This is a genomic window from Pleionea sp. CnH1-48 (genome assembly GCF_024124665.1).
In the GTDB taxonomy this organism is placed as follows: Bacteria; Pseudomonadota; Gammaproteobacteria; order Enterobacterales; family Kangiellaceae; genus JAMXSB01.
Map to the genome: position 1 here is coordinate 336,367 of NZ_JAMXSB010000002.1, position 13,215 is coordinate 349,581.

Here is a 13,215-nt window from a genome sequence, read left to right on the forward strand (position 1 = left end):
GACTTTCTTTTATCTCTCTACCCTCTCGATAAATCGAGTTTCGCCCGATGGCGACTTCCTTTACCAAGAGCTGTAAAGGAAGCAAAAAGCCCTAGGTCGCTGCGCTAGCATTTGTTCACAAGGGATTTTATGCGGGAAGTATGTATTTTTAATTCTGCTGGGATTTCTTGATCTTGTTTGTGCCAAGGAAGATTCGATCGTGCTTTGTGTTTTTGTTCCGCTTTCTCTCTTAGCTATCTTTTTTAACTCTGAATTGTCAGATGACTCCATCGTGACTGGATGAGAACGGAGTAAAGTCTTAGACCGCACTGGCTTGCTGCACGGACGCAGCAAGAGTCTTATCCGCACAAGGATGTGCGTATAAGACGCTCAGTCGAAGGGCTAAGACTTTACGCAGTGGTGCCGGAGGCCTCATCTTTGGAACATCGCCCTTTTTTGCCTCTTTTGTGGGCCGACAAAAGTGGCTCGCTCAGCAGTACCCAAAGGGCATAAAAGCGAAACCTGCCGGTTGAATCAAGTCTGAACTTTTCGTAGGGAGTGATTTGTTCATTCAAAAGATCTTCTGTTACTTCCTTACTCTTTCGATAAAACGAGTTTCGCCTTACAGCGACTTCCTTTACCAAGAGCTGTAAAGGAAGCAAAGAGCCCATAGTCGCTGCGCTGGCATTTGTTCAGCAGGGATTTTATGGTCTTAGTATGCCTGTTAATGCCGAAGGGATTGTTTGATCTTATCAATGCCAGGGAAGATTCGATCTTCGTTTGTGTTTTTGTTTAGCTCTCTTTCTTGGCTCTGAATTATCAGACGACTCCTTTGTGACTAGATGAGAACGGAGTCAGATTGAAGACTCACGAGCTTGCTGCATGGACGCAGCAAGAGTCATCCCCGCGCAGGGAAGCGCGTGGATGACGTTTCGTCGATGGCTTCAAGCTGACGGAGTGGTGCCGAAGGCCTCATCTTTGGAACATAGCCCTTTTTCGCCTCTTTTGTGGGCTGACAAAAGGGGCTCGCCTAGCATGGCGAAACCTGCGGGCTGAATCAAGTCAGAACGTTTCGTTTAGAGTGATAAACGTAAAAAATTCCCCGTAAGGGACTCAAAAACCCCCCCTGTAACTTCCCCTATTTTCAGGTAAACTACCAACCTCAACCCAGAACAAAACCACCACTGAATGCCTCTACTCGACACCTTAACCGCCACCCTGAAAGATCTCAGCCTCTATTGGTTTGATGCGGGTCAGCGTATCTACCTGATCTATCTGGCAGGTGCGGTGTTATTGGCTATTCCCGTGTTTGTGATGCAGAGTCGTCGTCGCAGTATCAGGCGATTTCTAAAGTTTCTATTTCCTAAGAAGATCTGGCTGGCAAGTTCTGCCAAGCAAGATTATGGGTTGTTGATTATCAACAAAGTGATTCGAGGTTTGTTGCTGGCTCCCGTGATTGTGACCATGGTGCCTATTGCTCTGGCCGTAACCGATGCCCTTGAGTGGTTGTTCGGGCCAGTAGTTGTAGTGTCAGAATCTAAGCCAGTGATCATGTTCAGTTTCACGGTATTGCTGTTTGTATTAGATGATTTATCACGATTTATCTTGCATTACCTGCTGCATAAAGTGCCGTTTTTGTGGGAGTTTCATAAGGTCCATCACTCGGCAAAGGTGTTAACGCCATTTACGGTGTATCGCTCTCATCCTTTCGAAAACTACCTGTTTGCCTGTCGTTTAGCCATTGCACAAGGGTTAGCAGTCGGTATTTCTTACTACCTGTTTGGTCCGACCTTATCGGTTATCGAATTTGCAGGCGCCAATATTTTTGTCTTTCTATTTAACATCATGGGTTCTAATTTGCGACATTCTCATATCTGGCTGAGCTGGGGTGAGACTTTGGAACACTGGTTTATCAGTCCGGCGCAACATCAGATCCACCATAGCGCTAATCCGATTCATTTTGATAAGAATATGGGATCCGCGCTGGCGATATGGGATCGGCTGGCTGGCACTCTGGTTACCGCCAAAGATACACCAAAATTGAAGTTTGGATTTGGTGATAAGTTTAAGGAACACGACACCCTGTTGGGCATATACTGGCAGCCGTTAAAGCTCAGCTTTATGCAGTTGTTGTCATTGGTTGGGATCAACAAGAAAAAACAAAGAAAACCAGCCCAGTGAGGGCCTAGTGTTGCGACGCACCTTGAGAGTTTTCGATAAGTCTGACAGCGACTTCCATGCCGTCAACCGTCCAGTGCTCTTTAATCGAGTTGTAGAGAACTCGGCCAATTAGTGATTTTTCACTGTCATCATCGTAGTACACGCGAATGCGGCAAAAATGATTAGGCTGTTTTTTAAAATCATCGACTTCTACTTTAATGATGTTCGGCGATTTTACTGGTTTACGCCTTTTGAACCAGTCTTTCGGTAGTACTTCAAATCTAAACAATAATGTTTGTCCTCTTATTCTGATGGAGCCTCCTCTGGAGTTGCCTCAGGAGCTTCTGCTTCTGGTGCTTTTTCGAAAGGCTCATATTGATATCCTAATATGCTACAGATGCGCTCTAGGTGCTCATGAATCCATTCTTTGTTCATGGCCCCCCAATCCAGGATCTCGTAGTAACCGGATTTTTTGGGCAAATTAAAATGGCACTTAATATCCAGTTCAGCCAAGGCCTTAATGGTGTCTTGTGCCGTACGCCTGGGCATGCCTGTTTTGGCCATGATTGCTGGCACCGAGTTGACGCCTGAATCAATTAAATAAGCCACATATAAACGACGATAAAAGCTGGTTTTGGTCTTGCTGTAATGAATGCTTTGGTCCATATTATTTCCCGCTGTTCGGGCTAACTACGCCCTGACGATGTTAAATGAAACAATACTCTTACGCATTTCTGGAGTGCCAGCTTATCCATAGCTACTTTGGGGTACTTTATCCATGTTGGCAATAAAACTCAACTAATGACGATCCATTAAGCCTATTGCCCTTTTGCGATGGCTGCTCGCTATGCTCAATTTTAAGTATAGCGCCAGATTTAACCAGTATGAAACAGGTTTAACGTGTCAAACTACCTTAAACCAGTATTTCTGGGTTTTCAATAAAGATGTTCAAAATTTCTACGATTCTCTCCATCCTGAGAAGCCGCTCTCCTGTCAAACCGCCCTCTTGTGTCGCTTTTTTCTACCACTTTAGAGTGTAAGTCCTTCTAACTCTTCAGATTCTAATAACCAAACAGACTAAGATGAAGTAAATGAATATTATGCTTCTCTGGATTTTGTTCTACACTGAAAAAGATAGTCAGAATACTTCAATTCGTCCTCATCTAAGTTATTAACACTAAAAGGTATCGTTTCTTATTGTTTTGGTTTCTGGTGGAGCTAAAACAAGTTGAAAAACAAGGATATAGCTAAGGTCTGAAGTATGAATGAATATTTTCATCTATTGAATGATTTTGCCGAATCGGTGAAAGTGCTCATTGTGGATGATGATGAAGCCGATCGCGAATATGTAAACTACCTTGTAGAAAGTGGTTCTCACTCTTCTTATCAAATTGAGCAAGCAGAAGATCACACGGAAGCTTTAGCCTGTCTGGCACAAAGCACCTTTGATGTTTGCCTCATCGACTATCATCTGGGTGCCAGCAGTGATAACGGCATAGAATTGCTAAGAAAGATTGCCATTCAATATCCCAACACCAGTTGCATTCTTATCACCGGAATGAATTCGGATGAAATCGATCAAGTTGCTTTAGAAGCGGGTGCCGCCGACTTTTTATGTAAAGATGAAATGACCGCAAAACTGCTGGATAAAACCTTGCGTTATGCCATTCATCGCAAGCAGATGGATCTAGAGCTTCAACATCTAGCTCACCATGATTCTCTCACGCATCTGGTCGATCGTAATCTCTTTTTTGATCGGCTGGAGCATTTGATTGCACAGTCAAAACGCAACCAGTCCAAACATGCCATTTTATATATTGATGTTGACTTCTTTAAATCGATTAATGATGAGTTCGGTCATGTTGTTGGCGATGAAGTATTAAAACAATTCTCTGGTCGTCTACTAAAATCAGTGCGAACCTCTGATACAGTGTCACGACTGGGCGGTGATGAGTTTGCGATCATTTTAGAAGATGTAGACTCAACCAAAGCGCACTATGTTTCGCAAAAAATTCTGCGTTCTATGGAAGAACCACTGATCATCTCAGGTCAGGTCATTCAGGTCAGTGCATCGATTGGCATGACCTGTTTTCCATTTGACGATTTCGATCCTAATCATTTATTAACGCAAGCGGATCAAGCGCTGTACTTTGCCAAAAAAGATGGGCGCAAAACCTATCGAAATTTCAATGAATCCATGAAGCAGTTAAGTCAGGAAAGCATCCGACTGGAACATGAGTTTCGACTGGCTCTAGAAAATGGCGGCATTGTTCCCTACTTGCAACCCCAGTTTTGTATGCAGACCAATCGGTTGATTGGATTCGAAGCGTTAGCTCGATGGATACATCCTGAGCGTGGCTTTATTTCTCCCGACGAATTTATTCCTTGTGCCGAAAAACTATCGCTTAGTGGTAAACTTACCGAAGTCATTCTTAATCAGTCCTGCGAAGTATTTAGCCCATGGTTAAGTGCGTTGCCAGACTTGGTACTTTCTGTCAATGTATCGGCCAGCGAATGTCCCGGCAAACAATTATTTCATCGTGTTAAAACCGCATTAACTCATTATAACGTTGCCGCAAAAAACCTTGATATCGAAGTGACCGAGTCGGTGTTAATGCAACAGCCAACACAAACCGTTAGCACACTCAAAGAGTTAAATAACTTCGGCGTAAAAATAGCTATAGACGACTTTGGCACCGGATACTCATCACTCAGCTACCTAGCCGATCTACCCATTGATGTTCTTAAAATCGATCGAACTTTTGTGCAGGGGATCGGGGTTAAGCCACAGAAAGAAGTGATTATTCAGGTCATCATTGATCTGGCAAAACGTCTAAAATTAAAAGTGGTCGCTGAAGGCGCAGAAACATTAGAACAAGTTAACTTTCTTAAGAAACACCGCTGTGATTATATTCAAGGCTATTATTTTTCGAAACCGCTGTCTCTTGATGACGCCAACGCATTAGCGTTAAAAGAATCCAAGCGTCAGCTCTCGACAGAAAAAAATCAAGCCCTGCTTCGAGAAGCTAACAATTGAAGTCCAGAAGGACTGAGTACCACTGGTCTAGGCGAAAAAAGCTGTGCTACGTTGACGATGCCGTAATGCCGCTCCTCCATACAAACCGCAGCGATTGAGTAGTCTCGAATGATGGGTGACAACTGCTTCATATCTCCCACCATAGAATCACTGATCGATACCATCTGCGGATAATGAGTCAAACGAATAGCTCCCCACCTTTCTCCTTGCTTCCCTTTGTAAGTCAGCAGCAATACCAATGGTTGACGAGAATAAGCTTGCTCTGAACTGAATTCAAGAATGGGAATCAACTGAGAATCTCTCAACAATAGTCGACGACAGTAAGAGCAAGCTCCGGGTATATCAATCCATTGCGGTGCTCTTAACAACTCGCTGATATGATGTGAGGCCACTAGAAAACTGATATCTCGGCTTACCGAGAGCTGCCAGGCATAAGATGACATAGTAGTACTCGTTAAATGTTTGCAAAAGCTATTTGATACAAACGCTCACAGTCCAGCTGTAAACTCACTTGATGCGGCTCGACTAATATCCCACCAATAAAGGCTTTCTCAGTCAACATGATAGTCGGTAACTTCATGACTTTTGCATCGGTACCAGGAGGATAGAAGGCGACATTAGAGCAGGCTAACCCGAAAGCGCCAAAACAATAGTCCACCAGCAAAACATGAGTTGCCCAATAGGCGTAGTTTTCTTTTTGTGATAAACGCCAACGCAAATCAATAATAGGAAAGCCATCCACATAAACGCGCTCTTTCTCACCAATTCTGATATCCAGCTCTTTGGTTAACAAAACCTGCACAGGATCATTACAAGGTAAAGCCAACACCTGATCGCCGATATAAAACCGGTAATGACCTTTATTCAATAACTCACTGTGACCGCTTGCTGTTACAGATGCATAATCCAATTGCTCACACAAATTCATGCGCATTCCTCTAGCACTTGTTCAATATGACTAAGCACTTCATCCTCTACATAAGGTTTCGTCAAATAACGATTCACACCGACCTTTTGCGCATGCTGCCGATGCTTTTCGGTATAGCGAGACGTGAGCATAATAACCGGTAATTGTTTAAAAGAAGATTGACTACGTAGATGTGCAGTTAACTCCAGCCCATTGAGTCGCGGTAGCTCCAAATCCGATAACACTAAATCAGGTTGCCATTGTTTTAACGATTGAATTGCTTCAATACCATCAATAGCCGTTCTCACTTCGTATCCGGTATCGCCTAACAACTGTTCTAATGCACGACGAGTACTGAGAGAATCTTCAACAACTAATATTTTTTTCGAGCCCAAAGTTTGCACAGGCTCGACGGGTATTGAGCTTGATTGATAGCTCGTTTTATTCGATGCCATCAATTCATTAATGTCGAGGATAGGTAATATATGACCATCCCCCATTAGAGCACCACCCATAGTACCGGGAAGACGTGGCAAGTAGTGCCCGAAGGACTTAAGCACTACATCGCGGCATCCCAGAACCTCATCGACAAACAGCGCAAGTGTTTCGTTATCTTTGTTGAGTAAAAAGCCAGGTTTATTGTTCTCAGCGGTCGTCTCTGTATCTTCTGGCAACTGTCCCAAAAACTGACCTAACCAGAACAAGGGATAGCTTTTATCAATAAACTCAAATTGGCAATTGGATGCGACCATCTTAATGATTCCAGACTGGGCAGCAAACGCCTGTTCAATAATAGAAGATGGTATACCGTATCTCGCTTCACCAACTCTCACCATAAGAATATGCTGAGTTACCATGGTCGCAGCCATTGATAAAGTGATTAAGCAACCTTTGTCCTGTTGCGATTCTAACTGAAAAAAGCCGCCCATCTGGCGCAAGCTCTGTGCAACCACATCCATACCGATGCCTCGACCGGAAGTTGCCGACACCTTTTCGCGCGTAGAAAAGCCAGGTTGCAATAAAAACTGGTTCAATGTTTTACGATCAACTACCTGCTGTTCGGTAATCAATCCTTTCACAATGGCACGGTGACGAATGTCATCGTATTGAATGCCCCCACCATCGTCCTGGCACTTCACAATAAACGAATGACCTTTGGCTTCAAACGACAAACGAATGCTTCCTTGCTCTGGTTTATTTAACTGCTGCCGCCGCTCAAGAGACTCAATGCCATGATCCACCGCATTACGTAACAAGTGCATCAGAGGATCGAGTAGCGCATTGATCACTTTTATATCAATTAAAGTATGCTCTCCCTGGATCTCCAGCTTAACCGACTTACCCAACAAGCGAGAAACTTGCCTCACACAACGTTCCAACCGAGCGGAAACCGATTTTACGGTGACCATTCGCGCCCCCATCACCTGTCGCTCCAGAGTTTTCGAAATATCCTGTTGCTTCTGGTGTAACTCATCAAAACGTAATAGGCGCTTCGCTAATGCACTCTCTACCTGCCGAATATCCGATGATGACTCGATCACCTGACTCAGATAGGTGTGTAATTCGTTCATTCGATTCACTTCAAGTGGATCGAATTGGTTTTCTTGTTGATCTCGACCCGACTTTTTCTCCCAATCAGTCACAGACTGTGTCTCAACAAAGTTTTCTAGATTAAAGATTGTAGAACGAATATTTTCTGCCAGTTGAGACAGTGCCTTTAGATGTTGCCCAAAATGCATTAGAGTATCGTCCACATGACCTCGTAAAATCGTTGACTCACCTAAGGCATTGAGCATACTCTCCAAACTCTTTTCGGGAACACGAATATAGGAAGAATCACTTTTCTCACTCGATTGAGCACTTCCTTCTGCTTCCTTCTTCTCATTCAAGACAGAGTTATCTTTGTACTCCGCTTGCGGCTCAAAATTCTGCGGCTCTACCGTAGAACCGTCAGAGTTTTCACCTGATCGGAAATCGAGTACTGATAAAAAACTGCCTTCGTTTCGAATGGCTTGAATGGCATCCAACACACTTTGATAGATTGCCAAAAGATTCTCTGGAAGCGCACCGCCGCCTACTAAATAATCACAACAATCCGCCAAAGCATCCGCTACCCCCATTAAGAAATCAATCACTTCTTGAGCAGGTTCGAGATCTTTCGCTATTAAAAACTCCAGAATATCTTCAAAGGCGTGAGCAATATTTTCTACACCTGCAACGCTTAATGTCGCAGCGGCTCCCTTCAATGTGTGAATCGCTCTCTGAGCCTGAATCAGATCATCTTTATTGCATTGACTGGCGTAACGATTTAACGCTTCAGTTAGCGTATCAACATGCACCGGAGCTTCTTCTAAAAACATGTCAATCAATGCGGTCTGAGCATCTTCTGCAATAACCAATGCAACGTCATTTGCCTCTGCAGTGGTGGGCATCGATGGCATATCATCAACACCATCCTCCCACTCTGCAATCTGTTCTTCTGCTAACCAATCCGCTAACTCTTTTTTATCAAAGGCCAGCTGTTCACCTTGTGCCAATTCAAAAGTAGAATCCGTTAAGGCTTCAATATCTGCTTGCTTTCCAGAATCCAACACCTTGATATAATAATCAGTCCAATGTGTCAGCTGCTCAAAGTGCTGTAGCTTTGGTTCTCTCTCACCATCCACAAACGGTTGTAGCCATTGATTAATGACAAAAAATACCGCCGAAGAACCAGAAAGGTCGAGATAGTGGGCTACATCAGCCAACTTAACAAAATGATCGGCTAAAGGTGAAACTTCTCTATCGTCCTTTGGCGACGCCAGTAACATAAGGCACTCTTGCAGCACAGGCATCACTTCTTCACGATATGCGTTAAATACCTCAGAACGTTGATGCTCATCAGGCTGGCTGGCAAACGCTTCCTCAAGCGAGGATTGATCATTTTGAGTGATACTCTCTTGCTGAGAAATATCCACTTGTTGAAAAGTATCCTCTTGCTGAGCGCTATTCTTTTGTTGAACGACAGTCTCTGGCAATGAAACTGCATCCATTAAAAAGTCTGGCATGGCTTCATCGGCAACTTCGACTACCTCAGCGAGTAAGTCATCGGATGACATTGCCGCAGGAACTTCTTCGAGCAACCACTCAGCTTTCGGTACCTCTGAGTTTTCAATAACAACCTCTTCCTGAAATTCTGAGGCAGAAAATTCTGTAGCTTCAAACGATTGCTGAAGCAAAGTAAGCTCCTTTGCCAAACAATCAGCCTGCTCTACCGACAAAGGATGAGACCAATGTTGACTGCTTAGCACAGCAATAAGAGAGCTGGAACTAAGCTCCCCTGTCACACGGGCAAAGCAATCAGAAAATAACTGCGGCCATTCTTTAAGTAAGCGAAGATTAACCAAGCAAGGGCGTTTTTGTTGTTGGGTAAATTTATCGACATCGCTTCCAACAAGCGAATACAGCAGTGATAAAGATTCACTACCCAAAGGCTCCAGTAACACCAGCAGCTCATAAAAGTGCTGCTGATACTGCATCAAATAACTTGTCGCATCGGCATCAGTTTCTGCACTTAAACACTGATCCACCAGTGCCTGCAGACTCTCGCATTCAACCAGCACTTGCTGCCAGTCAAATAACTTAATGGATGGTTTGAGGTTATCCATAGGATTACGCCGACTCTTTCATACCCGGAAGTTTAAATAGCCCCACCGACTCGATGAGTTTCTCGGAGTTGCCCACAAGCTTGACCGCTTCTTCGTTTTGCATCCCCAGTTTTTCCTGAGTTTCTTTTGCTGTTTCTTGCAGTTGCATTGAGCGATTCTTTAAATCATCGCTCACCTGCGCTTGCAGACTACAAGCGTCTGAAATTTGTTGGATCCGTGTCACCAGCTCCGCCGCAGTCTGTGTTGTTTCTTCCATTTGCTTACCAGCTTCTTCTGCCAGTTCTGCTCCATCCACCACTTTGGTAATGGTGACACTCATGGTCTCGGCCGTATCCGAAGTTTCCAGCTGAATGTTTTCTACCAGCGAAGAAATTTCTGCAGTAGCGCCTCGAGCACTTTCTGCTAATCGCTGCACTTCTTCTGCGATAACCGAAAAGGCCCGGCCCTCATCACCAGCCGCTGCTGCCTGCATACTGGCGTTAAGGGCCAGTACATGTGTTTTCTCGGCAATGTTATTAATAATGTCAGCTACGTTGTTGATTTCTTGCGAGCGTTCACCCAGCCGTTTGATGCGTTTTTCTGCCTCGTGAATCGTTGTTCGTATATCGTTCATGCCTTCAATCGTATCACTAACGGCATCATACGCTTTGGAGGTCATGGTCGACATACTGCCCGTCATTTCGTTACATTGATTGGCAAGACGAGCATTATCTTTCATTGATTTACTAGCGCGAATAAGACGGTTAGAAGATGTTTCTAACAGAGTTAGTTCTTTTTCAGCAGCCTCGGCGACTTCTACCGACTGATTCTTTACAGCTTGGGAAGATCCTTCAACGGTTTGTGCTATCGAATTAACATCATGCAATACATCACTGATAGCCTCTACGACCTGGCTGATCGCATCCGATAATGGCCCCGTCACATCTTCCGCTACCGGTAATTCGGCCGTCAGATCTCGCTCTGACAATTGAGTGGTTCCTTGCAACAAATTGATAATAGAGTCATTAAGCGCTTCGTTTTGTCGCTCTGCTTCTGCCAACGAAGCGATACGATCATCTAACAAACGATTAAGCGTTGCAGCTAATGTGCCCAGTTCATCATCGGACTCAACTTCGGCCCTGGCAGCAAAGTCTCCTTGAGACACTCTGGTTACAGTTTGTTCCAGATTAGAAACGGGTCGAGTAAGTGCTCTCACCATAAACCAGGCGATGCCTCCACTTAATGCCATAACCAACGCACCAATAATTAATACCGCATTAAAAATGGTATCACGTAGGGCCACAGTAGGAGCAAATGCCTCGGCTTCATCTATCTCAGCCAAAATAGCCCACTTGGTACCAAGAAACTCCAGAGGTGTATAGGCAGACAACACCATTTCGCCACGGTAATCGATGATATGGGCAAACCCTGTTTGATCTAACAACGCAGCCTGAGTAGCTTCCGTTGAGACCCGTTGTAAACCAATACTGGTATTTTTTGCATCAATTTCTTTGACTAATCGTTGATCAAGATTTGATGCGCTCAAAGCTGCTAAGTAAGCTGGTTTATCTTCTACCAAAAAGCGACTGTTATTTCTCATCAAGTTATCACTTCCAACAATATAGGTTTCACCGGTTTTACCTAAACCGTAACGCTCCCACTGTTGTTCGGCAGTCATAATTTCATTGATACGACTAATGGGCACCTGAAAGATCAGTATGGAGGTTTTTACATTATTTTTATAAATGGGCGAGGCGATAAATACCGCCTGCTCATTATAAGAAGGCAAGTAAGATGAGAAATCCTCGAATACAACACCGTCAGGGTCAGTAAGGCGGTTTGCACGTCGAAAAACTCGACCAATTCCCGAGTCTGCATAAGGGCCATTGATCAATGAGGTAGAGAAATCTATTTCTTTAAATACCGAATAAACGATGTCACCACTTTTGGCATCGACAATAAAAATGTCATAGTAACCAAACGCTTTGAGGTACTCTCTGATATGAGGATGATACTCGCGGTGATAGCGGGAATAATCCGATGAATCATTGGCATAATTCAAGTTATCCTTCTTACCAATTTCTTCTGGGTTCGCCGAAATATAATGATATTGCAGAGCGATAGAGTCAGCATCCAGTGGTAATAAGAGCTTACTCATATCGGGTAAGTCACCGGTATTTCTTGGCTGATATACTTGCGCAAAGTCTTCAGTATAATAACGAGTAAGGTTTTGTTTGTACTCGTTTAATGCAGTCTGAGTAATCGCGCCTTTATCGGCCTGACTACGAAAGTCCTTGAAAGATGAAAGAAAGTCACTAGCCGCATTAATAATCATTAAGTCATCAGAAAATGTTTTTACCTGGTTTTTTAGTACGTCCAGATAAGACTTCAATTGACTTCGACGCGAGTCTCGTACCGAAACCAACTGGTGCTTAGCTTGTTCTTCCAAAGATTCTTTTCCTGCTTCGAAAGACAATCGGTCAAGAAATGTAGACACAACGACAACAGGAATAATCGTCACCGAGAGAGCACCTATAATAAGTTTTTGACGCAATTTCATAAGTTAGTATCCTGATATATGTAGCAACCAGTTAATGATGTTCTGTTTGAATCACTGTACTAGCCAAATGAGAAAACCAAGAGTCCGGCTCTAGTAAAAAGCAAATACCATGGTCGGTATCATGAAAAATACAGCTCGATACTTGCTGTAGAGCATGAGGGGCATTGGTTGGCAAGCTCTCACCTTGCTGTTGATTAAAGCTGAGTTTATGGGGCAGGCTTTTGCATAACAATCCAACGGCTTTTTCTTCCTCGCCTAAGATGACAAGCGTTTTCTGTTTCACATCTTTTGTCTCGTCTAGCCAGGCATACAAGTCAAACACAGGAATCAACTGTCCTTTATGATGATAGACCCCTGCTAAAGCTTTAAAGTGCCCTGGCATTATAAAAACCTGAGACGCATCCCCCACCTGACAGAGACATTCAACAGCGATCAATAACCGAGTGGCATCCGTCGAGAGACAATGAAACCGAGTATTTATTTCGTGACTTGTTACTTGTGCTGAGCGCTTAAAGCGCCCAACGTCTAAGGCTTCTAGAGGCGATAATGGGGAGTTATCATGCATACCAGTCACCTTAAAACTATCTTAAAGACTTTCCTAAAGAACGAACAATGTCGTCTTCATTAAAAGGTTTGGTAATATAATCCCTAGCGCCGAGCATCTCTCCCCACTTCTTATCGGCTTTTTCTCCTTTACTGGTCACAAAAACAATGGGGATATCCTTTGTTTTTTTATCCGACTTTAAACTTCGACATACTTTAAAACCATCGAGGTCATCCATGATTACATCCAGGAAAATAAGGCTTGGGGGTTCTTTGCTGACTCTCTCTAATGCTTCCTTACCCGAGGAGGCTAACGATACCTGGTAGCCTGCGTCTGAAACAATTTGATAAAGGTTTTCTCGCTCCATTTTGGAATCATCAACAATGAGTATTTTTGACATGA

Annotated in this window: 10 protein-coding genes; 2 read left to right on the top strand and 8 right to left on the bottom strand. The window is 43.8% G+C overall.

Features of this window, described 5'->3' with window-relative positions:
• The first annotated feature begins 1,167 nt into the window (after positions 1 to 1,167).
• A complete protein-coding gene (locus tag NH399_RS04005) occupies positions 1,168 to 2,160 on the top strand; it encodes a sterol desaturase family protein (protein WP_253037142.1) in 993 nt (330 codons plus the stop codon).
• Positions 2,161 to 2,164: 4 nt separating this feature from the next.
• Here the strand turns inward: NH399_RS04005 and NH399_RS04010 are convergent, their stop codons facing one another.
• A complete protein-coding gene (locus tag NH399_RS04010; RefSeq protein ID WP_253037143.1) occupies positions 2,165 to 2,428 on the bottom strand; it encodes a hypothetical protein in 264 nt (87 codons plus the stop codon).
• Positions 2,429 to 2,442: 14 nt separating this feature from the next.
• Complete coding sequence (locus NH399_RS04015; protein ID WP_371876057.1) at positions 2,443 to 2,793, bottom strand: helix-turn-helix domain-containing protein; 351 nt, start codon at positions 2,791 to 2,793, stop codon at positions 2,443 to 2,445.
• Between the two features lie 607 nt (positions 2,794 to 3,400).
• On the opposite strand from NH399_RS04015, the gene NH399_RS04020 reads away from it, so the two are divergent.
• Complete coding sequence (locus tag NH399_RS04020) at positions 3,401 to 5,176, top strand: GGDEF domain-containing response regulator (protein WP_253037145.1); 1,776 nt, start codon at positions 3,401 to 3,403, stop codon at positions 5,174 to 5,176.
• Here NH399_RS04020 and NH399_RS04025 read toward each other — a convergent pair.
• The 6 genes from NH399_RS04025 to NH399_RS04050 are packed head-to-tail and all read right to left on the bottom strand — an operon-like array spanning position 5,146 to position 13,213.
• Positions 5,146 to 5,619 (bottom strand): hypothetical protein, encoded by a 474-nt coding sequence (locus NH399_RS04025; RefSeq protein ID WP_253037146.1) that lies wholly within the window; start codon positions 5,617 to 5,619, stop codon positions 5,146 to 5,148. The genes NH399_RS04020 and NH399_RS04025 overlap by 31 nt on opposite strands.
• Before the next feature lie 11 nt (positions 5,620 to 5,630).
• Positions 5,631 to 6,110: a hypothetical protein gene (locus tag NH399_RS04030; RefSeq protein WP_253037147.1), complete on the bottom strand. Its 480-nt coding sequence runs from the start codon at positions 6,108 to 6,110 to the stop codon at positions 5,631 to 5,633.
• Positions 6,101 to 9,730 carry a hybrid sensor histidine kinase/response regulator gene (locus NH399_RS04035; RefSeq protein WP_253037148.1) on the bottom strand — a complete coding sequence of 1,210 codons (3,630 nt, stop codon included), beginning with the start codon at positions 9,728 to 9,730 and terminating at the stop codon, positions 6,101 to 6,103. The genes NH399_RS04030 and NH399_RS04035 overlap by 10 nt, the downstream gene beginning before the upstream one ends.
• Positions 9,731 to 9,734: 4 nt before the next feature.
• On the bottom strand, positions 9,735 to 12,269 hold the full coding sequence (locus tag NH399_RS04040) for a methyl-accepting chemotaxis protein (RefSeq protein WP_253037149.1): 2,535 nt from the start codon (positions 12,267 to 12,269) through the stop codon (positions 9,735 to 9,737).
• A gap of 31 nt (positions 12,270 to 12,300) precedes the next feature.
• Positions 12,301 to 12,834 carry a chemotaxis protein CheW gene (locus NH399_RS04045; RefSeq protein ID WP_253037150.1) on the bottom strand — a complete coding sequence of 178 codons (534 nt, stop codon included), beginning with the start codon at positions 12,832 to 12,834 and terminating at the stop codon, positions 12,301 to 12,303.
• 16 nt (positions 12,835 to 12,850) lie between these two features.
• Entirely contained in the window at positions 12,851 to 13,213 is a 363-nt protein-coding gene (locus NH399_RS04050) for a response regulator (RefSeq protein ID WP_253037151.1), read from the bottom strand.
• Positions 13,214 to 13,215 lie beyond the last annotated feature (2 nt).

Bases quoted from the DNA above. Each gene is read 5' to 3' on its own strand.
- NH399_RS04005 (WP_253037142.1), top strand. From the start codon at position 1,168: ATGCCTCTACTCGACACCTTAACCGCCACCCTGAAAGATCTCAGCCTC.
- NH399_RS04020 (WP_253037145.1), top strand. From the start codon at position 3,401: ATGAATGAATATTTTCATCTATTGAATGATTTTGCCGAATCGGTGAAA.
- NH399_RS04025 (WP_253037146.1), bottom strand. From the start codon at position 5,619: ATGTCATCTTATGCCTGGCAGCTCTCGGTAAGCCGAGATATCAGTTTT.
- NH399_RS04030 (WP_253037147.1), bottom strand. From the start codon at position 6,110: ATGCGCATGAATTTGTGTGAGCAATTGGATTATGCATCTGTAACAGCA.
- NH399_RS04035 (WP_253037148.1), bottom strand. From the start codon at position 9,730: ATGGATAACCTCAAACCATCCATTAAGTTATTTGACTGGCAGCAAGTG.
- NH399_RS04040 (WP_253037149.1), bottom strand. From the start codon at position 12,269: ATGAAATTGCGTCAAAAACTTATTATAGGTGCTCTCTCGGTGACGATT.
- NH399_RS04045 (WP_253037150.1), bottom strand. From the start codon at position 12,834: ATGCATGATAACTCCCCATTATCGCCTCTAGAAGCCTTAGACGTTGGG.
- NH399_RS04050 (WP_253037151.1), bottom strand. From the start codon at position 13,213: ATGTCAAAAATACTCATTGTTGATGATTCCAAAATGGAGCGAGAAAAC.